Source organism: Roseivivax sp., from assembly GCF_054552075.1.
The window spans coordinates 1-22215 of the sequence record NZ_JBTOLZ010000007.1 but is presented as its reverse complement, the minus strand read 5'-3'; the positions used below and the strand labels follow the sequence as shown (position 1 = coordinate 22215).

At 68.3% G+C, this 22215-nt stretch carries 23 protein-coding genes and 1 tRNA gene; 10 read left to right on the top strand and 14 right to left on the bottom strand.

Annotated features, from left to right (window positions below; genetic code table 11):
• Positions 1-19: 19 nt before the first annotated feature.
• Genes lpdA through ACX938_RS07420 form a run of 3 tightly spaced genes read right to left on the bottom strand, consistent with a single transcriptional unit; the run spans position 20 to position 3388 of the window.
• Positions 20-1447, bottom strand: a complete 1428-nt coding sequence (lpdA, locus tag ACX938_RS07430; RefSeq protein WP_459430582.1) for a dihydrolipoyl dehydrogenase — start codon at positions 1445-1447, stop codon at positions 20-22.
• Positions 1447-2232 (bottom strand): enoyl-CoA hydratase/isomerase family protein, encoded by a 786-nt coding sequence (locus ACX938_RS07425; RefSeq protein ID WP_459430581.1) that lies wholly within the window; start codon positions 2230-2232, stop codon positions 1447-1449. The genes lpdA and ACX938_RS07425 overlap by 1 nt, the downstream gene beginning before the upstream one ends.
• 10 nt (positions 2233-2242) lie before the next feature.
• Positions 2243-3388 carry a thiolase family protein gene (locus ACX938_RS07420; RefSeq protein WP_459430580.1) on the bottom strand — a complete coding sequence of 382 codons (1146 nt, stop codon included), beginning with the start codon at positions 3386-3388 and terminating at the stop codon, positions 2243-2245.
• A gap of 270 nt (positions 3389-3658) precedes the next feature.
• On the opposite strand from ACX938_RS07420, the gene ACX938_RS07415 reads away from it, so the two are divergent.
• The 3 genes from ACX938_RS07415 to ACX938_RS07405 are packed head-to-tail and all read left to right on the top strand — an operon-like array spanning position 3659 to position 6948.
• Positions 3659-4420: an SDR family NAD(P)-dependent oxidoreductase gene (locus ACX938_RS07415; protein ID WP_232754358.1), complete on the top strand. Its 762-nt coding sequence runs from the start codon at positions 3659-3661 to the stop codon at positions 4418-4420.
• 6 nt (positions 4421-4426) lie between these two features.
• Positions 4427-5242 (top strand): ThuA domain-containing protein, encoded by an 816-nt coding sequence (locus ACX938_RS07410; RefSeq protein WP_459430579.1) that lies wholly within the window; start codon positions 4427-4429, stop codon positions 5240-5242.
• A gap of 32 nt (positions 5243-5274) precedes the next feature.
• A complete protein-coding gene (locus tag ACX938_RS07405) occupies positions 5275-6948 on the top strand; it encodes a class I adenylate-forming enzyme family protein (protein WP_459430578.1) in 1674 nt (557 codons plus the stop codon).
• Here the strand turns inward: ACX938_RS07405 and ACX938_RS07400 are convergent.
• Together ACX938_RS07400 and ACX938_RS07395 are read right to left on the bottom strand one after the other, a co-directional pair.
• Complete coding sequence (locus tag ACX938_RS07400; RefSeq protein WP_459430577.1) at positions 6939-7745, bottom strand: SDR family NAD(P)-dependent oxidoreductase; 807 nt, start codon at positions 7743-7745, stop codon at positions 6939-6941. The two genes, ACX938_RS07405 and ACX938_RS07400, sit on opposite strands and share 10 nt — an antisense overlap.
• Entirely contained in the window at positions 7742-8299 is a 558-nt protein-coding gene (locus ACX938_RS07395; RefSeq protein WP_459430576.1) for a VOC family protein, read from the bottom strand. Before ACX938_RS07395 ends, ACX938_RS07400 begins: the two co-directional genes overlap by 4 nt.
• Positions 8300-8541: 242 nt before the next feature.
• Here ACX938_RS07395 and ACX938_RS07390 point away from each other — a divergent pair, with 242 nt between their 5' ends.
• Positions 8542-9210 (top strand): GntR family transcriptional regulator, encoded by a 669-nt coding sequence (locus ACX938_RS07390; RefSeq protein WP_232754363.1) that lies wholly within the window; start codon positions 8542-8544, stop codon positions 9208-9210.
• Between the two features lie 71 nt (positions 9211-9281).
• Here the strand turns inward: ACX938_RS07390 and ACX938_RS07385 are convergent, their stop codons facing one another.
• From ACX938_RS07385 to ACX938_RS07375, 3 genes are read right to left on the bottom strand one after another with little or no spacing between them, the layout of a single operon-like run.
• Positions 9282-10703 carry a 2-oxo acid dehydrogenase subunit E2 gene (locus ACX938_RS07385; protein WP_459430575.1) on the bottom strand — a complete coding sequence of 474 codons (1422 nt, stop codon included), beginning with the start codon at positions 10701-10703 and terminating at the stop codon, positions 9282-9284.
• Between the two features lies 1 nt (position 10704).
• Positions 10705-11718 (bottom strand): alpha-ketoacid dehydrogenase subunit beta, encoded by a 1014-nt coding sequence (locus ACX938_RS07380; RefSeq protein ID WP_232754365.1) that lies wholly within the window; start codon positions 11716-11718, stop codon positions 10705-10707.
• 11 nt (positions 11719-11729) lie between these two features.
• A complete protein-coding gene (locus tag ACX938_RS07375; RefSeq protein ID WP_232754366.1) occupies positions 11730-12695 on the bottom strand; it encodes a thiamine pyrophosphate-dependent dehydrogenase E1 component subunit alpha in 966 nt (321 codons plus the stop codon).
• Positions 12696-12821: 126 nt separating this feature from the next.
• Between ACX938_RS07375 and ACX938_RS07370 the strand changes: the two genes are divergently transcribed.
• Both ACX938_RS07370 and ACX938_RS07365 read left to right on the top strand, forming a co-directional pair.
• A complete protein-coding gene (locus tag ACX938_RS07370; RefSeq protein WP_232754367.1) occupies positions 12822-13985 on the top strand; it encodes an acyl-CoA dehydrogenase family protein in 1164 nt (387 codons plus the stop codon).
• Positions 13986-13994: 9 nt separating this feature from the next.
• Positions 13995-14321 carry a Rieske (2Fe-2S) protein gene (locus ACX938_RS07365; RefSeq protein ID WP_232754368.1) on the top strand — a complete coding sequence of 109 codons (327 nt, stop codon included), beginning with the start codon at positions 13995-13997 and terminating at the stop codon, positions 14319-14321.
• Here ACX938_RS07365 and ACX938_RS07360 read toward each other — a convergent pair.
• The 5 genes from ACX938_RS07360 to ACX938_RS07340 are packed head-to-tail and all read right to left on the bottom strand — an operon-like array spanning position 14311 to position 18451.
• Positions 14311-15189, bottom strand: coding sequence for an alpha/beta fold hydrolase (locus tag ACX938_RS07360; protein WP_459430574.1), 879 nt, complete (start codon positions 15187-15189; stop codon positions 14311-14313). The two genes, ACX938_RS07365 and ACX938_RS07360, sit on opposite strands and share 11 nt — an antisense overlap.
• Complete coding sequence (locus ACX938_RS07355) at positions 15186-15935, bottom strand: ThuA domain-containing protein (RefSeq protein WP_459430573.1); 750 nt, start codon at positions 15933-15935, stop codon at positions 15186-15188. The genes ACX938_RS07360 and ACX938_RS07355 overlap by 4 nt, the downstream gene beginning before the upstream one ends.
• Positions 15932-16402: a MaoC family dehydratase gene (locus tag ACX938_RS07350; RefSeq protein WP_459430572.1), complete on the bottom strand. Its 471-nt coding sequence runs from the start codon at positions 16400-16402 to the stop codon at positions 15932-15934. The genes ACX938_RS07355 and ACX938_RS07350 overlap by 4 nt, the downstream gene beginning before the upstream one ends.
• Positions 16386-17669: an aromatic ring-hydroxylating oxygenase subunit alpha gene (locus ACX938_RS07345; RefSeq protein WP_459430571.1), complete on the bottom strand. Its 1284-nt coding sequence runs from the start codon at positions 17667-17669 to the stop codon at positions 16386-16388. The genes ACX938_RS07350 and ACX938_RS07345 overlap by 17 nt, the downstream gene beginning before the upstream one ends.
• 20 nt (positions 17670-17689) lie before the next feature.
• Positions 17690-18451: an SDR family NAD(P)-dependent oxidoreductase gene (locus tag ACX938_RS07340; protein ID WP_459430570.1), complete on the bottom strand. Its 762-nt coding sequence runs from the start codon at positions 18449-18451 to the stop codon at positions 17690-17692.
• A gap of 174 nt (positions 18452-18625) precedes the next feature.
• Between ACX938_RS07340 and ACX938_RS07335 the strand changes: the two genes are divergently transcribed.
• The 4 genes from ACX938_RS07335 to ACX938_RS07320 all read left to right on the top strand — a co-directional run bounded on the left by ACX938_RS07335 (position 18626) and on the right by ACX938_RS07320 (position 22005).
• Positions 18626-19909 carry a CaiB/BaiF CoA transferase family protein gene (locus ACX938_RS07335; RefSeq protein WP_459430569.1) on the top strand — a complete coding sequence of 428 codons (1284 nt, stop codon included), beginning with the start codon at positions 18626-18628 and terminating at the stop codon, positions 19907-19909.
• 68 nt (positions 19910-19977) lie between these two features.
• Entirely contained in the window at positions 19978-20295 is a 318-nt protein-coding gene (locus ACX938_RS07330; protein ID WP_459430568.1) for a Zn-ribbon domain-containing OB-fold protein, read from the top strand.
• Positions 20292-21440 carry a thiolase gene (locus tag ACX938_RS07325; protein ID WP_459430567.1) on the top strand — a complete coding sequence of 383 codons (1149 nt, stop codon included), beginning with the start codon at positions 20292-20294 and terminating at the stop codon, positions 21438-21440. Before ACX938_RS07330 ends, ACX938_RS07325 begins: the two co-directional genes overlap by 4 nt.
• Positions 21441-21450: 10 nt before the next feature.
• The gene (locus ACX938_RS07320) at positions 21451-22005 is read left to right on the top strand and encodes a nuclear transport factor 2 family protein (RefSeq protein WP_459430566.1); all 555 of its coding nucleotides are present in this window, start codon (positions 21451-21453) and stop codon (positions 22003-22005) included.
• A gap of 69 nt (positions 22006-22074) precedes the next feature.
• Here ACX938_RS07320 and ACX938_RS07315 read toward each other — a convergent pair.
• Positions 22075-22151 (bottom strand) — tRNA-Met (locus tag ACX938_RS07315).
• Positions 22152-22215: the final 64 nt, after the last annotated feature.

The following is a 22215-nucleotide window of genomic DNA, read 5'->3' as shown; positions in this document are numbered from 1 at the left end:
GCCCGGGCGCGCGAGGGTCTCAGATGTTCACCGCCCGGCCGAAGGCAGCCATGACGGCCTCTTTCATCACCTCCGAGATCGTCGGATGCGGGACAACCGTGTCGATGATCTCGGCCTCGGTAGCTTCCAGCTCCATCGCCATGGCGAAACCCTGGATCAGCTCGGTCACCTCGGGCCCGGCGAGATGCGCGCCAAGCAGCTCTCCGCTGTCGGCGTCGAAGATCACCTTCGCCATGCCCTGATCCTCGCCCATGGCGATGGCCTTGCCGTTGGCCAGGAAAGGGAAGCGCCCGACGCGCAGCGCATGTCCGGCGGCCTCGGCCTGGGCCTCGGTCAGCCCGATCGATGCAACCTGCGGGTCGCAATAGGTGCAGGCCGGGATGCGGCTCCGGTTCAGCTCGGGCCCCGGCTCGCCGGCGATAGCCTCGATGCAGAGCGCGGCCTCGTGTTCGGCCTTATGCGCCAGCATCGGTGCGCCGGTGATGTCGCCGATCGCGTAGAGCCCCGGCACCGAGGTCCGCCCCGCGCCGCTGGTCGGGACCACGCCGTTTTCCAGCGTGAGTCCCAGCGCCTCGAGCCCGAGCCCCTCGGTGTTCGCCACCACGCCTGCGGCCGAGATCACCCGGTCGACCTTCAGCGTCTCACCCTCTCCGAGGGTCAGCGTCACCCCGGACTTGGTGAGTTTGGAGCCGGTGATCGCCGCGCCGGTGCGGAAGGCAATGCCGCGCTTTTCCAGGGCCTTGCGCATGAAATCCGAGACCTCGGCATCCTCGGCGGGCAGGATGCGGTCGACCATCTCGACCACGGTGACCTCGCTGCCCATGGCGGCGTAGAAGCTGGCGAATTCCACGCCGATGGCGCCGGAGCCGACGATGGCGAGCCGCTTGGGCACTGCCTCGGGTTTCAGCGCCTCGAAATAGGTCCAGATGCGCTCACCGTCGGGCTCGAGCCCGGGGATCACGCGCGGGCGGGCGCCGGTGGCCAGCACGATGTGCCGGGCGGTGTAGTCGCCCTCGGGTTTGACGCCGCGCGGCTTCGGCGCCTGCGGCGCGCAGGGTGCCTTGCCGGGTACGCCGACGCTGACCTGGCCGGGGCCGGTCAGCCGCGCCTCGCCCCAGATCACGTCGACCTTGTTCTTGCGCAACAGCATGCCGACCCCGCCGTTCATCCGCTCGGCGATGCCCCGCGCGCGAGAGGCGATGGCGGCGATGTCCGGGCTCACATCGCCCGAGAGGCTCAAGCCGAAGTCGGCGGCATGGCGCATCTGGCCCAGCACCTCGGCCGAGCGCAGCATCGCCTTGGTCGGGATGCAGCCCCAGTTCGAGCAGATGCCGCCCAGGTGCTCGCGTTCGACCACGGCGGCCTTGAAGCCAAGCTGCGCGGCGCGGATTGCGGCGGTATAGCCCCCCGGCCCGCCGCCGATGACGAGGATGTCGTAGTCAGCCATCATTGCCCCCTGAACTCGGGTTTGCGCCGCTCGGTGAAGGCGCTGACCCCCTCGCGGAAGTCGGCGCTATGGGCGGCGGCGACGATCTCGCTGCGCTCGGCCGCGAGCTGTTCGGCCAGCGTGTGGTGGGGCGCGGCGTCAATGAGCCGGCGGAACCGCCCGTAGCTTTGTGTCGGCCCGCGCGCGACGCGGGCGGCGAGCTTCCGGGCCTCACCCTCGACCTCGTCTTCGGGACAGAGCCGGGTGACCAGCCCCGCGGCCTGCGCCTCCGCGCCCGTCATCGGCGCGCCGGTCAGCATCATCTCGAGCACCTTCGCCCGGCCGATCCGATGGGTCAGGAACCAGGTGCCGCCGCAATCGGGCACCCCGGCCACCTGGTCGTAGGCCATGACAAAACGCGCCTCGGCATCGGCGACGACCAGGTCGGCATTGGCCACGAGCGACAGGCCCGCGCCCGCCGCGACCCCGCGCACCGAGGCGATCACCGGGGCGTCGCCCGCGCGCAGAGCCAGCACGGCGGGGTTCAGCACTTCGAGCAGCGCGTCGACGACCTCGTGGCCGCGGTCGGGGTCGGCGGCCATGGCCGCGACATCGCCGCCCGCGACGAAGGCCCGGCCCGCGCCGCACAGCAGGATCGCCCGCACCGCGGGGTCCGCAGTGACCCGGTCCACCGCCTCGGCGAAGGCCCGGGCCAGGGGCAGGTCCAGCGCGTTCAGCGCCTCGGGGCGGTTGAAGCGCAACTCGGCCACCGCCCCCTCGATCGTCACCGTCACAAGCTCGCTCATGCAGCTCTCCTCATATCCGTTCGATCAGCATGGCCATGCCCTGACCGCCGCCGAGGCACATGGTCAGCATGGCCAGGCGCCCGCCGGTCTCGTGCAGGTGCTGCGCGGCGGTCATCGCCATGCGCAGCCCGGTCACCGCGGGCGGATGGCCCAGGGAAATCCCGCCGCCGTAGAGGTTGTGCCTCTCGCGCGGGATGCCGAGTTCGGCCTCGGCGTGCAGGTTCACCACCGCGAAGGCTTCGTTGACCTCGAAGTAGTCCACGTCCGCGATGCCGAGGCCGGTCGCCTCGAGCACGGCGCGCACCGCCGGGACCGGGCCGATGCCCATGATCTCGGGCGGGACGCCGACCGCGCGCCAGGCGCGGATGCGGAAGGGATTCTCGGGCAGGGCCTCGCCCGGCGCGCAGGCGATCATCGCCGCGCCGCCATCGGTCACACCCGAGGCATTGCCCGCGGTGACGCACCCGCCCTCGCGGAAGGCGGGGCGCAGGCGGGCGAGCTTGTCTGCATCGGCATCGGCGCGCGGGCTTTCGTCTTCGGCCAGCATCTCCATCGGGGCGATCTGGCGGGCGAGAAAGTCCCGGGCGCCCAGCGCGCGGGACTGGCTCATCTCGGCCCAGGCGTCCATTGCCTCGCGGCTGTAGCCGAAGCGTTCGGCCAGCGTCTCGGCGGTGTCGCCCATGTACTCCTGGCTGAAAGGGCAGCGGTAGGCCCAGTCGAGCATGTCCTCGAAGGGGCGGCTGCCCCGCGCGCCGTCCCAGCGCAGGCCCGAGACGGCGTGCGGCACGCGGGAAAAAGCCTCCGCGCCCGCGACGACGGTCAGGCGGCTCTGGCCCTCGGCGATCTGCTGGGCGCCGGAGATCATTGCCTGCAGCCCCGAGGCGCAGGCGCGCGTGACGCAGAGCGCCGGGGCGGCCTCGGGCAGGCCCGCGCGCATGCCGACGACGCGGGCGGCGAAAAGGCTGTCGCGGTCGGTGGGCACGGTGGTGGAGAAGACGCAGTGGTCGACCTCTTCGGGCGCGCGCCCGGCGGCAGCAAGGCTGTGCGTGATCGCATGGGCGGCCTGGTCGGCCAGGGGCACGCCGCGCAGCGCGCCGCCGAAGTTGCCCAGCGGCGTCCGCCGCCCGGCGCCGAAGATCACCTCATCGAGCCGCACAGCCGGATCTCCTGCCCCGTTCCGCCGTCATATCGGTCGCTCCTCCTGCCGACCCGTATACAGAATACGCGCATTGTGTGTAAAGAAGGCAATTTCCGTATTCAGAGATGCAGTCGATATTTGTGAGTTTTTACAGGCAAATAGAGACGCGTCACGCGCCACGCCGCGCAATTCCACCCGGTTTCGGCTTGCCAATGGACAGAAAGGCCGTTTCTGTGTATACGGACAGACAGCGGCCGGTACGGGCCAACTGACATGGGAGGAAAAGGCATGGATCTTGGCCTGAAAGGCAAGAAGGCAATCGTCACCGGCGGCACCAAGGGCATCTGCCGGTCGCTGCTCACGATCCTCGCCGAAGAGGGATGCGACATCGCCTTCTGCGCGCGCAGCGAAGACGAGGTCGCCAAGACCGCCGAGGAGCTGAAGGCCTTTGGCGTCAAGGTCATCGGCGGCAGCGCCAACGTCAAAGAGGTCGAGGGCTACCAGCAGTGGCTGAAGGACGCCGCCGAGGAACTGGGCGGCTGCGACATCTTCGTGCCCGGCGTCAGCGCAGGCGGCGGCATGGAGGGCGAGAAGAGCTGGTACAAGGCCTTCGAGATCGACCTCATGGGCTGCGTCCGCGGCTTCGACGCGCTGTTTCCCTACATGAAGGCCTCGGGCAACGCCTCGGTGGTCTTCATCTCAACCACCGCCGCGGTCGAGACCTTCATCGCGCCGATGCCCTACAACTCGATCAAGGCCTCGCTCATCACCTATGCCAAGCAGATGAGCCAGTTCCACGCCAAGCGCGGCATCCGCTTCAACGTGGTCTCGCCGGGCCCGATCCTGATCGAGGGCGGCAACTGGGACCAGATCCGCCAGTCCGACGAGGCCTTCTTCAACTCGATCCTCGCGCAGCAGCCCGACGGGCGCATGGGCGAGGCCGACGAGGTGGCCAAATGCATCGCCTTCCTGGCCTCGGATGCGGCCAGCTGGGTCACCGGCACCAACCTGATCGTGGACGGCGGCTTCACCAAGCGCGTGCAGTTCTGACGCCCCATGGTCATCCGCTACGACGCGCCATTGAACCTGCTGGTGTCCACCAAGGGGCACCCGTTCGACAAGCCGGCCTTCTTCGGCATGTTCGACGCGATGCGCGGCATGACCTGGACCCATGTGGAGCAGCCCGCCACGGCGGCGCTGCTCTCCCCCGAGAGCGCGTCGGACTTCGACGCGCTCTTGTTCTATGACGTGCCCGGGCTGCAGTTCCGCACGCCTCAGCCGCCCGCCCTGCAAGAGCCACCCGAGCGCATGAAACAGGGCTTCCGGGCGCTGTTGGCGGCGGGCAAGCCGATGATCTTCCTGCACCACGCGGTGGCGGGCTGGCCGCTCTGGGACGACTACGCCGAGGCCATCGGCGCGCGGTTCTTCTACCAGCCGGGGCGCTACAAGGGCCGCGACTATCCCGACAGCGGCTACCTTTTCCCGGTGGACTACCACCTGCGCCCCGAGGGCACGCACCCGGTCACCGAGGGTCTGGACGAGGGCTTCACCCTCACCGACGAGCTCTACCTGATGCCGCTGCTCGAACCGGACGTCGTGCCGCTTTTGCGGGCGGAGTTCGACTTCACGCAGGACAACTTCTATTCCGCTGCCAATGCGCTGGAAGCGCGGATGTGGACCCGCGACGGCTGGTCCCACGGGCCGGGCACCGATCTTGTCGCCTGGGCCCGCAAGGCCGGCCAGGCCCCGACGGTGACCATTCTCTGCGGCAATGACGCCGACACCTATGGCAACGCGAATTTCCGCAAGCTCCTGCGCAACGCCATCGACTGGGTGACAAGCGAGGAGGCGGCGGCCTGGGCCGCCGCCTGAGGCGCGCCCGGGAGCCACGAGCGGGAGGACCGATGGACGATCTGAGCGACAGCCTCCGCGCCGCGGGACAGGAAACCGCCGCCACCATGCTGGCGCGCGCCGCCGAACGCTGGCCCGAGGCCACCGCGATCATCCTCGACGACGACCGGCTGACCTGGGGGGAGCTTTACCGCGACGCCCATCTCTGGGCGCGGGCGCTTCGGGGCGCGGGCGTCGCGCCGGGCGCGCATATCGGCGTGCTGATGCCCAATTGCCTGGACTACGTGCGGCTGTTCTACGCCGCGGGCATGATCGGGGCGGTGACGCTGACGCTCAACGCCCGCTTCCGCGACGACGATCTGTCCTACGCGGTGCGCCATTCCGACATGGACCTTCTGTTCATCGGCGGGCAGGCGCTGCCGCACATGGACTTCCGCAGCATGCTGACGCGGATCTTTCCCGACCTCGGCATCTGGAACGGCGGGCCGCTGGACCTCGAGGAGGCGCCCCGGCTCCGGGCCGTCTACAACCTCGACGACCCGCGCGAGGACCGCTGGCCGGACCGCGACGCCCTTCTGGCCGGGGCCGAAGCCGTGCCGCCCGCGCGGATCGACGCGCTGCGCGAGGCGGTCGACCCCGAGGATCCGGCGCTGATGATCTATTCCTCGGGCACCACCGCGCAGCCCAAGGCCTGCATGATCAACCACCGCACCCTGTCGATGATCGGCACCAGCTTCGCCGAGCGCTTCGGACTGACCGAGGCCGACCGGGTGATGAACCCCCTGCCCTTCTTCCACATGTCCACCATGCTGCCGATGGCGGCCTGCCGGGCCTCGGGCGCCGCGCAGATCTGCACCGGGCATTTCGACCCCACGCGCACCCTGGCGCAGATGGAGCGCGAGCGGGTGAGCTTCGGCTACCTGTCCTTCCCGACGCTGGTGAACCAGATCGTGCAGCACCCCGAGTTTGCCCGGCACGACCTCTCGGCGCTGCGGCACCTGCATGTGGTCGGCCCTTCGGAGCTGATGGAGAAATACACCCGCGCCTTCCCCGGCGTGGCCTATATCAACGCCTACGGGCTGACCGAGGCGACCGGCGTCTGTTGCTTCACCGACCCCGCGGACCCGCCCGAAGAGGCGCCGCGCGTCTCGGGCCGGGTCTTCGACGGGGTGCGGGCCAAGGCGGTCGACCCCGAGACCCTCGCGGACCTGCCCCCGGGCAGCCGCGGCGAAATCTGGATCGGCGGCTTCTGCCTCTTCCAGGGCTACTACAAGGACCCCGAGCAGACCGCCCGCACGCTGGTCGACGGCGGCCGCTGGCTGCGCACCGGGGACATGGGCTACGTCTCGGCGGACGGGCATATCACCTACGACGGGCGGCTGAAGGACATGCTCAAGATCGGCGGCGAGAATGTCGCCGCGCTGGAGATCGAGACCTTCCTCTGCGCCCATCCCGAGATCCAGATCGCCCAGGTGATCGGCGTGCCGGACGACCATCTCTTCGAGGTCGCCGCCGCCTTCGTCGAACTGGTGCCCGGCGCGCGGCTCTCTCCCGAGGAGGTCGTCGACCACTGCATCGGCCAGATCGCCAGCTACAAGATCCCGCGCTACGTGCGGATCGTCGAGGACTGGCCGATGTCGACCACCAAGATCCAGAAGTTCAAGCTGCCCCGCGACTTCGCGCCTTCCGAGAAGATCGACCCCAAGGCGCGGGCGCGTCAGCCCTGAGCGTCGCGCTCCGCGCGGGCCTTGCGGGCGGCACCGACGATCTCGTCGTTGGTGGGGTTGCGGCGCAGGGTGACGCCGCCGTTCACCTGCAGGACCTCTCCGGTCATGAAACAGGCGTCGCTGCAAAGCCAGGTGATGGCCTCGGCGGTGTCCTCCAGCGTGCCGACCCGGCCCAGCGGGTATTCCTTGGCGAAGGCGCCGACCACGGCGGGATTGCGCGCCGCCCGTTCGGTCATCGGCGAGGCGGTGAAGCCCGGCGCGACGCTGTTGGCGCGGATGCCGCGGGCGCCGAACTCGTTGGCGATGCAGCGGATCACGTGATCCATGCCCGCCTTGGTGCCCATGTAGGCGGCGTGGTCCTCCATCATGATCTTCGCGGTGGCGGATGAGACCTGCACCAGCGCGCCGCCGTCGCTCATCTCGCGCAGCACCGCCTGGAAGAACTGGAAGGGCCCGACGAACTGCAGGGCCGACATGGCCTCGAGCTCCTCGCGGGTGTTGTCGAGGAAGGGCGTCAGCAGCCCCCAGCCGGTGCAGTTCACCGCAAGGTCGAGCCCGCCGAAGGCATCGAGGCAGCGTTGCACCAGGGCTCCGAGCTGCGCCTCCTCGGTGATGTCGCAGAGCGCCCAGGCGCCGCCGATCTCCTCGGCGAGGGCCCGAAGCGGCGCCTCATGGCGCCCGGCCACCAGAACGCGCGCGCCCTCGGCGGCGAAGCGGCGGGCGGTCACCTGGCCCAGGTTGCCCGCCTGCGCCGCGCCCAGCACGATCGCCCGTTTGCCTTGCAGTCGTCCGGTCATCCTGTTGGTCCTTCTGGTTGTGGTGCGGGCCAGGCGTCGCGGATCGGGTCCGACCCGTCCCAACCCTCTGCCGCCGCGCGGATCTGCGCGAAGATCGAGCGGCGCTCGGGCGTGTATTCCGCCAGCTCGTAGGCGAAATGCGGCTGCGCGGGGTGTTCGAGATAGGCGATCCGCCCAAGCCCGGGCCGCGCCTCGAGCACCGGGCGGAAGCCGCGCGCCTTGGCCACTTTCACCGTCGCGTCGTAATCCTCGGGCCAGGCGCACCAGCTGTGCGGCAGATAGGTGGCGCCGAATTGCGCCAGAAACTCGGAATAGAGCGTCGGCGCGGGGCTTTTCTGCACGATGATCTCGAGCTGCAGCGTCCCGGCACTTGCCAGCGCCGCATCGACGACCACCTCCGTCTCAAGGCCGTGGACGCGGCACTCGGGGACGCGGAAGTCGGATTTGACGAACCAGGGCCCGATCCCGAGCGTCCCGGTGAAATAGGCCAGGCTGCGCGCGAGGTCGTCGCTCACATAGGCGATCTGGCGGATGTCTCCGAAAACGCTGTTCATCGCCCCTCCTACTGGGTATACTTATACAACCTCAATGGAATACAATGCAAAGCAATTCACGGTGCCGCAGGCGCCTGCCTGGCTGAAAACCGTGCCGGAGATGTTGCAACCCTGGGGGCGATCGTGCAGGGGCGGCGCAATTTTCTGGAAAAGCACGTATTCAGACTGGTATGACTAAAAACACGGAAGCTGATCCACTGGACTTCGGAAAGGGCTGGTAGCCGATGGCGAAAACTTCGGGCATGACACACGCGCAAACCGTGCGGCTGGCACTGGAAGACGATATCTTCGCCGGCCGGCTGGCCCCCGGGGCCTCGCTGGACGAAGAGGCGCTGGCGCGGCGCTTCTCGGTCTCGCGGACGCCGGTGCGCGAGGCGATGCTGCAGCTCATCCAGTCCGGGCTGGTGGAGAAACGCCCGCGCCAGGGCGCGATCGTGGCGCAGATCGACCTATCGGACATGATCCGGCTCTTCGAGGTGATGTCCGAGCTCGAGGGCATCTGCGCCAAGTTCGCCGCCCGCCGCATGACCCCGCAGGAGCGTACCGACCTGCGCAAGCTGCACGAGGCCTCCGAGGCGGCCTTCAAGGCCGGGCGCGAGGACGAATATTACCACCTCAGCCGCAAGTTCCACCTGATGGTGATCGAGGGCACGCATAACCACGAGCTGATCGAGACCACCAATCGTCTGGGCATCAAGCTGGTGCCCTACCGGCGCTTCCAGCTCTCCTACCCGGGCCGCTCCGAGAACAACCTGCGCGACCACGAGAAGATCATGGAAGCGATCTGCGGCGGAGAATACGAGCTCGCAGCCGAGCTCTTCCGCAAGCACACCAACGTGCAGGGAGATGTGCTGGCGGAGTATATCGCGCTTGGCGACCGCGAGGCGCTGCGGGCCAACGCCGCCGGTTAAGCCCCATCACCGCGCATGGAAAAGCCGCCGGGGGAGGAGATCCCGGCGGCTTTTCCTCGGCCGGGCTCCCGTCAGGACAGGAGCCGCGCCGGTGCCTCGATCAGAGCCTTGAGCGTGGCCAGGAACTGCGCGGCCAGCGCCCCGTCGACGGCGCGATGATCGGCCGAAAGCGTGACCGAGATCACCGAGGTGAAGGCGATGCCTTCTGCGGTCTCGCGCGGCTCGCGCCGGGGCCCGCCCACCGCCAGGATCGCGGCCTGCGGCGGGTTGATGATCGCGTCGAACTCGCGCACCCCGAACATCCCGAGGTTGGAAAGCGTGAAGGTCCCGCCGGCGAGGTCGGCGCTGGTCAGGCTGCGGTCTCGGGCGCGGGCCGCCTGGTCGCGCGCCTCGGCGGCCAAGGCGCGCAGGCCCCGGCCCGCCACGTCGCGCAGGACCGGGGTCACGAGCCCGCCCTCGACGGCCACGGCCATGGCGATGTCGACCTGCTCGAAGGCGGTCACGCCGGTCTCGGAGACATGCACGTTGACCTCGGGGTGACGCGCCAAAGCCAACCCGCAGGCCCGCAGCAGGAAGTCGTTGACCGAGAGCTTCGGCGCACCCTCCTCGGCGGCGGTGTTCATCGCGGCGCGCAGGTCGAGAAGCGCGGAGACCTCGATGTCCACGGTGGTGTAGAAATGCGGGATGTTCTGCTTGGAGCGGGTCAGCGCCGCAGAGATGGACTTGCGCATGCCGGTGAAGGGCTGCTCCTGTCCCGCCGCCGCTTCGGGCGCAGCCTGACCGGCCGGGGCGGCTTTGGGCGCCGGCGGCGACCAGAGCCCGGCGGCCCGGGCGGCCTCCTGCGCATCCTCCAGCGAGACGCGGCCCTTGCGGCCGGTGCCCGCGATGCCCGCGAGCGACAGCCCGAGGCCATTGGCGAACTTGCGCGCGATGACGCTGGCCGGGATGGCGGCATTCTCGGCCCTGACCGCCTCGGGGTCGCGCGGGGTGGCGGCGCCGGAGACGTCCTTCTGCAGGACCTTGCCGCCGCGCCCGCTGCCCGGCACCGCGGCGAGGTCGACCCCGGCGCGATCCGCCGCGCGGCGAGCCAGCGGGGTGGCGCGCGTCTCGGTCGCGGGCGGGGCCTCGGCGGCGGGCGCCTCTGCGGGGGCCTCGGCTTTGGGTTCACTTGCCCCCTCGTCGGGGTCGAAGGAGGCGTCCACCGGGCTGTACTCGCGGATGAAGCCTTCGACCGCGGCATCCTCGACCGCCGGGTCGGCCATGACCGCGATCAGCGTGCCCACCGGCACCGTGTCGCCCGGCTGCACCAGGATCCGGCGCAGCGTGCCGGGGCGGTCGAGCTCGACCACATTGACGATCTTGTCGGTTTCCACGTCCACCAGCTCGGCGCCCTTCTCGGCGCTGTCGCCTTCGGACAGATGCCAGCCGGTCACCGTGCCCTCGGACATCTCGAGCCCCCATTTGGGAAGCGTGATCGGTGTAATCTCTGTCATCTCACACTCCATCCATGGCGCGGCGGATCGCGGCTTCGATATCAGCGGGGCTGGGCACATACATGCGCTCCAGCTCGCGGGCGAAGGGCACGGGCGTATGCGGCGCGGTCACCTTCTGGACCGGCGCGCGCAGGCTCTTGAACCCGCGCGAGGCGGCCAGCCCGGCGATCTCCGAGGCGATGGAACAGACCGGGTTGGACTCGTCGACCACCACCAGCCGCCCGGTGAGCGAGAGGCTTTCCAGCACCGCCTCCTCGTCGAGCGGCGAGGTCGTGCGCAGGTCGATCAGGTCGCAGCTGATGCCCTCGGCCGCCAGCTTGTCGACCGCCTTCATGGCGAAGGGCACCATGCGCGCCAGCGCCACGACGGTCACATCCGAGCCCTCGCGCAGAAGCGCGGCCTCGCCGAAGGGGGTCAGGAGCTCGCCCTCGGGCACCTCGCCCTTCTTGGAATAAAGCGCCTTGTGCTCGAAGAAGACCACCGGGTCGTCGTCGCGGATGGCCTGTTTCATCAGGCCCTTGGCGTCGGCGGGGTTCGAGGGCACGACCACCTTGAGGCCGGGCACCATGGTCAGCATCGGGTAGATCGTCTGGCTGTGCTGGGCGGCGGCGTTCATGCCCGCGCCCATGGACATGCGCAGCACGACCGGGGTCTTGGCCTTGCCGCCGAACATGTAGCGGAACTTGGCCATCTGGTTGAAGATCTGGTCGAGCGAGACCCCGACGAAATCCGCGAACATGAGCTCGGCCACCGGCCGCATCCCGGCCAGCGCCGAGCCGTTTGCGAGGCCCACGATCGCGCTTTCCGAGATCGGCGTGTCGATCACCCGGTCGCCGCCGAACTTGGTCTTGAGCCCCTTGGTCACGCCGAAGATGCCGCCCGCAGCCTCGGGGTTGCCCGAGCTGCCGCCCGAGCCGCCGGCCACGTCCTCGCCCATGACGATGACGCTCTGGTCGCGCTCCATCTCTTCGTGCAGCGCCTGGTTCAGCGCGTCGCGCATTGTCATTTCAGCCATAACGCGCCCTCTCAGTAGTCGATGTAGACGTCGGACATCAGGATCTCGGCGTCCGGCGTGGGCCCGCTGCGGGCGCTTTCGACGCTGGCCTCGATCTGGGCGAGGACCTCTTCGTCGATCTTGTCGAGCTCCTCGGCGGTGAAGATGCCCGCCCCGGTGACCTTCTCGCGGATGCGCATCAGCGCGTCCTTGGTCTCGCGGAAGGTCTTCACCTCGTCCTTGGCGCGATAGGCCTGCGGGTCGCCCTCGAAATGGCCGAAATACCGCGTCGCGGTGGCGAGGATGGCGCTTGGACCCTTGCCGGACCGGGCGTGTTCCACGGCCTGGCTGGCGGCTTCGTATACAGAGAAGTAGTCAAAGCCGTCCGCTTCCCAGACCGGGATGCCGAAACCCTCGGTGCGGGTCTTCAGCTCGCCGCCGATGCCGTAGCTCGCGCCGGTGTGTTCGGAATAGCCGTTGTTCTCGAGCACGAAGACCTTGGGCAGCTTCAGCACCACCGCCATGTTCATCGCCTCGAAAACGGTGCCCTGGTTCGAGGCGCCGTCGCCGGTGAAGCTGACCGAGACCGAGCCGTCTCCGCGCGCCTTGCAGGCCACCGCGGCGCCCACCGCGATCGGCTGGCCGCCGCCCACGATGCCGTTCGCGCCCAGCATGCCGCGGTCCAGATCGGCAATATGCATTGAGCCGCCACGACCTTTGCACAGCCCGTCGGCGCGGCCGTAGATCTCGTGCATCATGCCCTTGGGGTCGCAGCCGCGCGCCAGGCAGTGGCCGTGCCCGCGGTGGGTGGAGATGATGTAGTCGCTGTCGCGCAGGGTCTCGCAGACGCCGACGGCGATGGCCTCCTGGCCGGCGTAGAGATGGGTGAAGCCCGCGATCTCGCCCTTGGGGTTCTCGACGTGCAGGCGTTCCTCGAACTCGCGGATCAACCGCATCTGCCGATAGGCCTGCCGGATCTGGTCCGGGTTTTGCTGCATTGTCTCCTCCCTAGCCGCCCAACAACGTCAGACTTTCCGCATTTTCAGCGATTGCATATACCCATCTCAGATTTTTGTGTATATGAAAAGGTATAGTTTTGTATTCACAGCGGAGGAGGAGGTCAGATGGACTTCAAACTGACCGATGATCAGCGAAGCCTGCAAGAGGCCGCCAGGCGGTTCGCGCAGGAGCAACTGCCGGAGCTGGCCAAGACGCTCGAGGCGACCTGCGAGCCCGTGCCGGCCGACTGGCTCTCCCGCTACGCCGAGATGGGCTTTCTCGGGATCAACGTGGCCGAGAAATACGGCGGCCTGGGCCTCGGCAACCTCGAGGCGCTGCTGGTGGTCGAGGAGTTCGCCAAGATCAGCTCGGCCGTGGCCTTCCCGGTCTTCGAAAGCTGCGTCGGCCCGGTCCGCGCGATCGAGCATTTCGCCCAGGACAGCCTGAAGGAACGGGTGATTCCGCGGGTCTGCGCCGGAGAGGCGGTGGTCGCGGTCTCGATGTCCGAACCCGACGCCGGCTCGGCGCTCACGGACCTCAAGACCCGGGCGGTGATCTCGGGCGACAAGGTGATTCTGAACGGCACCAAGCGCTGGTGCTCGGGCGGCGGCCATGCCGACGGTTACGTCGTCTACTGCCGCATGTCCGACGATCCCGGCGCCAAGGGCATCGGCGCGGTCTACGTGGAAAAGGGCACCCCGGGCCTGTCCTTCGGCCCGCAGGAAGAGCTCATGGGCTTCCGCGGCGTGCCCTCCTCGGATCTGAACTTCGACAACGTCGAGCTGCCGCTCGACAGCGTGATCGTGCCCGCCGGGGGCTTCAAGAAGCTGATGGAGGCCTTCGACCTCGAACGCTGCGGCAATGCGACCATGTCGCTGGGCCAGGCCTCGGGCGCGCTCGAGGACGTCCAGGACTACGTGCAGGAGCGCAAGCAGTTCGGCCGCCCGATCGTGGATTTCCAGGGCGTGCAGATCAAGCTGGCGGAGATGAAGATCCGCGTCGAAGGCGCCCGCCTGCTGATCCATCGCGCCGCAAGCAACGCCCAGGACGGGATGCCCTCGATCCTCGAGAGCTCGGTCGCCAAGTGCTACGCCAACGAGATCAGCCGCGAGGTGACCGGCACGGCGGTGCAGCTCATGGGCGGTTACGGCTATTCCAAGGAATACCCGATGGAGCGGCGCCTGCGCGACAGCTGGGGCTGGGGCATTGCCGGCGGCGCCATCGACATCCAGAAGGTGAACATCGCCTCGGCCATGATCGGCCGGCGGTTCAACCAGCGTGTCGGCTGAGGAGGGATCATGCTGCCGAGCGGTCAGACCGACTACCAGGACGCCTGTTCGACCATGCAGGTGCCGAAGAGCGGCGTCTTCTTCACCACGATCGGCAGCCAGGAGGTCATGCTTGCCCGCGATGCCGCGGGCGAGATCGTGGCCTTCTCGGGCTTCTGCACCCATTCGCTGGGCAAGCTCGAAGGCGGCGCGGTCGAGGATGGAGAGATCACCTGCCCCCACCACGGGGCGCGCTTCGACATTCGGACGGGCCGGGCGAAAACGCCCTGCCCGAACCTGCCGCGATTCGACGTGAAGATCGAGGGACGCCGGGTGCTGGTGCGGCCTAGCCGCTGAGCCCCCCGAGGAAGTCTTCGAGCGTCCGGGCAAAGACGTCGTTGCGGTCGCCGACGATCATATGCCCGGCGCCGGTCACGTCACGGAACTCCGCGTGCGGGGCGATGCGCAGGAACTCGGCGACGCTCTCGTCATTGACGAGCTCGCTGTTCGATCCCCGGATGAGCATGATCGGCACCGAGATCGCGCCAAGCGCGGCGTTCAGCTTCTCCAGCGTGCCCGAGGTCAGCCGGGAGGAGCGGCGGCCCTTGATGAAGGCCGGATCCCAGTGCCAGCGCAGCCGCCCGTCCTCGCGCTCGCGCAGGTAGCGCGCCAGCGAGGTGACGTTCGAGCGCCGCCCGCGCCGTTCCGGCAGGTAGTCCGAGATCGCCTGCGCCGCCTCCTCGTAGCTTCCGAAGCCGCGGTCGAGATGCTTGCCCATGAAGTCGATGATCTTGTCCACACCCTTGGCGTCGATCTTCGGGGTGATGTCGACCAGCACCAGCGCGCGGAAGGCCCCCTGCCCGAAGCTGCCCGCCGCCAGAAGCCCCGAGTTGCCGCCAAGCGATGCCCCGACCAGCACCGGCGGCGCGGCGAACTCCCGCGCCACGGCAACAAGGTCGGCGCCGTAGCGGTCGAGCGTGTAGTTCTCACCCGCGTCCCAGTCGCTTTCGCCATGCCCGCGCAGATCGAGCGCCAGGGCATGCCAGCCCGCCGCGCCGAGCCGCCGGGCGACGCGGCTCCAGGCATAGCGCGTCTGCCCGCCGCCATGGGCCAGCAGCACGCCCGGCGCAGCGGGGTCGCCATAGGCTTCGCCGCGCAGGCGCAGCCCGTCGTCTGTGTGAAACTCGACGATCCGGGCGTCGTCCTCGGCCAGGGCCTGGGTCATGCGAAGGGCTCCTCTTTCATGGCCCAGCGGATGCCACGGCGGACCAGTCTCTGAAAGACCGGATGCGGCCAGGATCCGCGTTCGACAAAGGGGTAATGCTCGGTCAGCGGGCGCATGTCGTAACGCCCCCGGCTGTGGCCAAGCGTGAGATACAGCAGCGCGCCGGGCCCGTGGCGCCGACGATAGAGCACCGCGTGCTCCCTGAGCGGCCAGTCGCGGGTCTCGAACAGCGGCGTGGCGCCTTCGAACTTGGTGGAGAGCAGCACCTCGTTGCCCGGGTCCTCATGCTGCAGGTATTGCTCGTCCTCGACGTGGAAGTCGCCGAGCCCCTCGGTCAGCGGATCGTCAGAGGCGACCCGGACCTTGTAGCGCCCGGGCGCTGGATGGGCGGCGAACTGGCTGCCGAGAAGCGCGCGGAACCGCTCCGGCAGCGGCGGGCAGCGAACCGGGGCATCGCCGTCGAGCACCATGCGCGAATTGGTGCCATGCAGGGCGAACCAGCGGCCGCCCCGGGCAAGAAAGGCCTCGAGCGCGTCGAGCGCCGCCGCGTCCGGCACCATGTCGCAGGTGTAGGTGACGATCACCTCGGCCGCGGCGATGGCCGCGGCGTCGTAGCGGTCGCGACAGGTGACCCGCAGGCGCTCCTCTTCGCCCATGAAGCCCAGAAGCGCCAGCCGGGCGTGGTCCATGTCGTGATAGGGGCCGCCGGTGATCAGCAGGGCCTCGCAGCGCGGCGGCAGGCTCATGGCGCGTCGCGGCGGTAGACCAGGTCGGTCGAGGTGAAGCTGAAGACCACCGCGCCGTCCTGGTTCTCGACGTGATGGGCGAGGACCACCAGCCCGACCCCGGGGCGGCTTTTCGAGGGCCGCTTCGAGATCACCTCGGAGCAGGCGGTCAGCACGTCGCCGGCGCGCACGGCCTTGCGCCAGCGCACCTCGTCCCATTGCACGCCGCAGACCCAGTCCACGTCGCCGTTGACCGAATGATCGAGGATCCGCCAGAGCGCCGCGGTATAGATGCCCGAGGCGATCAGCTCACCGAAAAGGCTGTCCTTCGCGGCCTCGGGATCGGAGTGGAAATACTGCGGGTCGTAGCGGGTGGCGAAGGCCAGCATGTCGTCCTCGGTGACCGTCACCGGGTCCGAACGGGTGGTCTCGCCAAGCTCCAGGTCTTCCCACTTGCGGGCGGGGTGGGGATCAGTCTTCGCCGACATAATCCATCAGCACCTTGTGGAAATGCCGGATGCGCAGCTCCTGGTCGCCCAGCCAGAGCCCCTCGAAGGCGGCGGAATGCATGCCGCGCTGCACGCCGGGCAGGTTGGCGGCGTCCTGGTCGATGACCAGACCCATGCTGCGCTCGCCGTGCTTGAAGCGTTCGTTCTTGGGCTTCTTCGGGCGCGGCTCGTCCTTCTTCAGCAGGCGGAACATCTGCACGTCGAAATACATCTTGTCCGGGTCGCTCTCATGCGGGCGCTGGCGGAACAGCATGAGGTCCTCGGCATGGGTGTTCATCGTGATGTTGGGGAAGATCATGTAGTGGTAATCGTCGGTCAGCTGATCGTCGTTCAGATCCGAGTAATCGATGCCCATCTCGGCGCCATGCTTGCGCTTGTAGAGCTGCAGCGCGCGCCGCACCTCGCTCACCCGGCCGTCGAAATCCGCCGGGTCCATGCCCGCCTCCTTCATCGCGTGCTTGATGAGATGCGGGATCTCGGTGGTCTCGTTGACCCGGTGGCTGATGGTCGAGAAGGGGATGAGGTAGCGGTTGTGCCGCTCGTAGGTGTCGATCTGGATGTGCTTGTCTTCGATGAAATAGAGAAGCTCGGGGTGGATGCCCTGGACGTGGTAGGACTCGTTGAAGGCATCGACCGAGGTCTTCCAGTTGCACTCCCATTCGACTGTCCAGTCGGTGACCTTCACCATCCGGTCGAAGTGATAGGGCCCGAGGTGGGTGTCGAGCGGGGCCAGGAACTCCAGAAGCGGCTCGGCCTCGGGGTTGAGGTTGAAGAAGACGAAGCCGTTCCACTCCTCGACCCGGACCTCGGTCAGCCCGCCGCAGGGCGGCGCGCCCTGGGGGAAGCTGTCGGCGTCGGGGATGTTCTCGAACTCGCCGTTCAGCCGGTATTCCCAATGGTGGTAGTTGCAGCGGAAGGTCTCGGCGTTGCCCTGCCCCATCATCAGCCGGTTCCCGCGATGCTGGCAGACGTTGTAGAAGGCCTTCACCTGCCCGTCGTGCTGGCGGGTGATCAGGATCTCCTCCTTGCCGAGCGAGGTGACGATGTAGTCACCCGGCTCGGCCACGTCCTCGGAGGCGCAGCCCCAGTTCCAGACCTTGGTCCAGAGCCGCTCCCATTCCTTCTGCATGAAGTCCCGGCTTGTATACCGTTCCTTGGGAATCATCTCGGTTCCCAGCCCTGGATCGGGGGTCTTGTCGATCGGGGTCTTGGTGAAATCGCCCTCGGACACTCGTTGGATGGTCATCTCTTTTCCCTCACGCGATGTCAGAATTGCACGCCCTTGGTGTAGCCGCCGTCGGCCCGGAGCGTGGCGCCGACGACCCAGCGCGCGGCGGGGCTCGACAGGAAGACGGCGGCGCGGGCGATCTCTTCGGCAGTGCCCATGCGGCGGGTCGGCTGCTGGCGCATGACGCCCGCGTAGGTGCGCGAGCGCGCGATCTTGATCATCTCCCAGTTGGAGCCGGGAAACATCGTCGGGCCGGGCTCGAGGCAGTTCACCCGGATGCCCTTGGGCGCGTACTGCTGGGCCAGCTGCTCGGACCAGGTCACCAAGGAGGCCTTCATGGCGTTATAGGCCATGGGCGCCACGAAGGTTTCCGCCGCCGCCATGCTGGAGACAACTAGGATCGAGGCGTTTTTGCTTTTCTTCAGATAGGGATAGGCCTCTTCGACGGCGCGGACGGCGCTCATGAGGTCGATCTCGAAGGAGCGATACCAGTAGCGTTCGTCATTGGTGCCGCCGCCCGCCGAGAGGCTGCAGACCAGGACGTCGAGCCCGCCGAACTCCGTGCAGGTGTCCTGCGTCCAGCGGCGCACCGCCTCGCCGTCGCGGCCCTGCAGCGCGGCGCCGAAACTGGCCACCCCATGCGATTCGATCTCGGCCCGGGTCTCGGCGATCGCCTCGGGGCCGCGCGCGCAGATCGAGACGTCGCAGCCCTCGGCGGCCAGATGCGTGGCGATCGACTTGCCGATGCCCCGGCTGCCGCCCGTGACCGCGGCCTTCATCCCGCTGAGGCCTAGCTCCATCCTTCTGCTCCTCCCTTTTTGCCATGGTCTGACGGCCGCCCCGCGGGCGCAACCGGCAAAGCCGCGGATAGTCCTTTACATGTATATGATCGCCAAACTATTGTATACCTAAAAGCAGGCTTGCGAATATCTTCGGTGCGAATCCGGGGAACGCCAACCGAAGGGAGGACATGTATGAACCACAGTTCGGTGACGCCGGGCCCCACGCCCGAGAGTGCCGCGGTCTCCGCGCCGGCCTCCGGCGGGATCCTGGCCGGGGTGAAGGTCCTCGACCTCAGCCGCGTCGTGGCCGGCCCGCTGGCCGGGCAGACCCTGGCCGATCTCGGCGCCGACGTCGTGAAGATCGAACGGGTGGACGGCGGCGACGACCTGCGCACCCTCGGGCCGCCCTGGGTGACCTCGCCCGACCGCGCGCTGGAACAGAGCACCTATTTCCAGACCGTGAACCGTGGCAAGAAATCCCTGACGCTGGACTTCTCCGACCCCGACGGGGCCGAGATCCTGCGCCGGTTGATCGCTGAATCCGACGTCTTCATCGAGAACTTCCGCTCGGGCACGCTGGCGCGCTACGGGCTGGGCTACGAGGATCTCGCCAAGATCAATCCCGGGCTGATCTACTGTTCGATCACCGGCTTCGGCCAGACCGGCCCCTATTCCGACCGTTCGGGCTACGACTACCTGGTGCAGGCCATGGGCGGGCAGATGGCCGTGACCGGCCTGCCCGACGGCATGACCGGCGCCGGGCCGATGCGGGTGGGCGTGCCGATCGCCGATATCACCGCCGGCAACAACGCGGTGATCGGCATCCTCGCCGCGATCATCGACCGCCAGAAGACCGGCAAGGGCCAGCATGTCGACATCTCTCTCTTCGACTCGCAGGTCGCGCTGCTGCTGAACTCGCTGTCGGCCTGGCTGAACGCCCGCGCGCCCCTGCCCCGGACCGGCAACGACCATCCGACGGCGGTGCCCAACGGCGTCTTCGAGGTGGCCGACGGCCATATCCTGATCGCCACCTTCAACGACCGGGAGTTCGCCCGCCTGGCCGAGGTGCTGGGCCATCCCGAATGGGCCGAGGACAAGAAATACGCCCGCTCCCGCGACCGGCTGGCCAACCGCAGGGATCTGACCCGCGACATGACCGAGGCGCTTTCACACCACGGCAAGCAGCACTGGATGAAGACCATCAACGCCGCCAAGGTGTCCTGCGGGCCGATCAACGACATGCCCGACATCGAGGCCGACGAACAGCTCGCCGACCGCCAGATGTTCGTCACCCTGACCCACGAGCAGATGGGTGATGTGCGCGTGGTGGGCAGCCCGCTGAAGTTCTCGGCGACGCCGGTGGTCTACAATTGCGCGCCGCCGCTCGCCGGGGAACATACCGCCCAGCTCTTGCGCGAGCGGCTGACGCTCAGCGAGGAAGAGATCGAGGCTCTGCGCAGCCGCAAGGTCATCTGAAAGGTCCGCCCGTGTCCGACTTAGGTCCCGAAGCCCGCTACCTCGGCTATCTGGCCGAAGGAAGGTTCATGCTGCAACGCGACCCCGAGAGCGGGCAGGCTGTCTTTCCGCCGCGGCTGCGCGCGCCGGGCGGGCAGGCCCCGCTCGAGGACTGGCAGGAGATGTCGGGCCGCGGCACCGTGCATTCGGTGACCCTGCAGCACCGCCGCGAAGGGCCGCCCCGGGTGATCGCCCTTGTCGACCTCGCCGAAGGCGGGCGGATGCTCTCGCGCCTCACCGGCGCGGGCGCCGAGGACATCGCGATCGGCGCGCCGGTCCGCGCCCGGATCGCGCGTGAGGCCGAGGTGCCGCATGTGGTCTTCGAGCCCGAAGGAGAGGCGCCATGACCGGCTTCCCCCGCGCCCGCACCGCCGCCGTCGGCGCCGCGACCTTCGGCCTGGGCGAATGCCCCGGCTACACCGCGCTGGAGATGACCGCCCGCGCCGCGCATCTGGCGCTCGATGACGCGGGCCTGCCGCTCGACGCGGTCGACGGGCTCTTCGTGGCGCTGCCCGACGACTACCTCGGCGGGCTGGCCTTCGCCGAATACCTGGGCATCGCGCCGCGCATCACCGACAACAACCGCACCGGGGGATCGTCCTTCCTCTGCCACGCGATCCACGCGGCCCTGGCGCTCGACGCCGGGCTGATCGACGTGGCGCTGATCGCCTATGGCTCGAACCAGCGCACCGCCTCGGGCGGGCTGGTCTCGGCGCTGAAATCCTCGGTCTACGAGCAGCCGCATGGCGCGATGATGCCGGTGGGCGGCTACGCGCTCGCCGCCGCGCGCCACATGCATGACTACGGCACCACGCGCGAGGACCTCGCGCAGGTGGCGCTCTCCGCACGGGCCTGGGCCAATCTCAACCCCGAAGCCTTCCGCCGCGGCCCGTTGAGCCTCGACGAGGTGCTGGGCGCGCGGATGATCTCCAGCCCGCTCACCGCGCGGGACTGCTGCCTTGTCACCGATGGGGCCGCCGCCGTGGTCATGACCCGCGCCGACCGCGCCCGGGACACCCGCGCACCGGTGCCCCTTCTCGGCGGGGCGCAGACGGTGACCCACAAGGAAATCGCCGCCATGCCGGATCTCACCGTGACCGGCGCCGCCCGCACCGGCCCCGAGGCCATGGGCCAGGCCGGCATCACGCCTCGCGACGTGGACTGCCTGCAGCTCTACGACGCCTTCACGATCAACACGATCCTCTTCCTCGAGGATCTCGGCTTCTGCGCCAAGGGCGAGGGCCGCGGTTTCGTCTCCTCGGGTGCCATCGCGCCGGGCGGCAGCCTGCCGGTCAACACCAATGGCGGCGGGCTCTCCTGCTGTCACCCCGGGATGTACGGCCTCTTCACCATGGTGGAGAGCATCCGCCAGCTCCGCGGCGAAGCCGGCGAGCGTCAGCTCGAAGCCCCCGAGATCGCCGTCAGCCACGGCAACGGCGGCGTGCTCTCGAGCCAGGCCACGCTGGTTTTCGGAACATCGGCCACTGTCTGAGGAGGACCCCATGGACGACGCCCTTTTGCACCGCATCGACCGGCTCGAAAGCCGGGTCGAGATCCTCGAGCTGATCGCAAAATACTGCAAGGCCTGCGACGACCGCGACGTGCCGCTCCTGCGGTCGCTCTTCACCGAGGACGCCGAGGTCCGCTCCCAGGACGGCATGATGCAGGGCAAGGGCCTCGAGGCGGTCATGCAGACCTACCGCAAGCGTTTCGAAGTGCTCGATATTTCGGTGCATTGGACGCATGACACGATCATCAGCTTTGACGATGGAAACCCCGACCGCGCCACCGGCGAATGCTTCTGCCATGCCGAAGCCCACCGGAACGGGCAGACACTGATCGGCAGCCTGCGCTACGACGACCGCTACCGCCGGGACGCGGGTGTCTGGCGCTTCGAAAGCCGGGTGTTGAAGTTCCTCTACTACGTGCCGGTCGAGGAGTACCGCGAAGCGCTGGGCTCCCCCTTGCGCATGCGCGCCTACGGCGACCAGCGCCCGGCGGATTACCCCGAGAGCCTGGAGTGCTACCAGAATTGGGCGCAGCACTACGTGGAGTGAGGGGCGGGCTTACGCGACCCCCCAAACGCAAGAAAGCCCCGGGCGTTTTGCCACGGGGCTTTTTCGATTTGGTTGCGGGAGCAGGATTTGAACCTGCGACCTTCAGGTTATGAGCCTGACGAGCTACCGGACTGCTCCATCCCGCGGTGGTGTTTTTGTGTCATCGTTTGAGAGATACGTGTGTTTTGTGTCGGAGCTTTTCTAGGTTTG